The organism is Dorea sp. OM07-5, assembly GCF_003481355.1.
Classification (GTDB): Bacteria; Bacillota; Clostridia; order Lachnospirales; family Lachnospiraceae; genus Dorea_D; species Dorea_D hominis.
In genome coordinates this window covers 1-783 of the sequence record NZ_QUKZ01000058.1, presented here as the reverse complement: position 1 = coordinate 783, position 783 = coordinate 1, and the positions used below count along the sequence as shown (strand labels likewise).

1 protein-coding gene is annotated in these 783 nt (G+C 34.2%); it reads left to right on the top strand.

Annotation, left to right across the window (positions count from 1 at the left end):
- Window positions 1-268: 268 nt before the first annotated feature.
- Window positions 269-783 (top strand): hypothetical protein (locus DXC04_RS15405; protein ID WP_147366255.1); only part of this gene is annotated, 515 nt, incomplete at its 3' end.

The following is a 783-nucleotide window of genomic DNA, read 5'->3' as shown; positions in this document are numbered from 1 at the left end:
TGTGTCCTGAATTTGTAACAAAAGTTGAAGTCCTTTGGTGTCATTTATTCAATGTAGATGGGATAATATATATTTGTTTCTGGTAGTTAAAAAGGATTTATAAGTAACAAGACAGCAGGGTGATTTCTGAATATATGGAACAGAATATCCCTGCTGTTTCTAAAAACTTTGAAATTATATGTCACAAAATGGAGTTGTGGATTGTTACTATATATGTAAGGAAATTATCCGGTATGCGATAATATTCTACTATGAGAGGCGGTGTCTTATGAATTATGAAAGAATGATAGTATTTATTATATGTGTGCTGTATATTATCTTAAGCACATTTGGGATGGCACATTATGGAAAGAGAAGCGGAAAAGGAAATTGGAAAATCTGGACGGTCTTTCTTGTAACCAATATTATTGCAGTTAATTTAATTATAAAAAGCATGTCTGGCTTTACGATGACACAAATCAGTGAAAAAGAAGTTTCAGGAGAAATAGGTATAGAAGTAGATATTCTGGAAAATGAAGGTACGGAGTTAGCGGCATTTGATGGAAAGAATCATTATTATCGTGAAGGTAAAAAGATATTTTCTCTGGAAGATAAGAAACACATTGTGACTGTGCCAAATGAGTGCCGTAATTTTTCCGTGTCTGAAAAATATGTATACTGCGCAGTAGCCGACGGAGTGCTGCAATATGACAAAGCGGGAAAACTTCTTCAGAAAAGGAAAATCAGTCAGGGTATATCGGAGATATGGCTTTATACAGGACAGAAGAATCTGTATTGCTATGT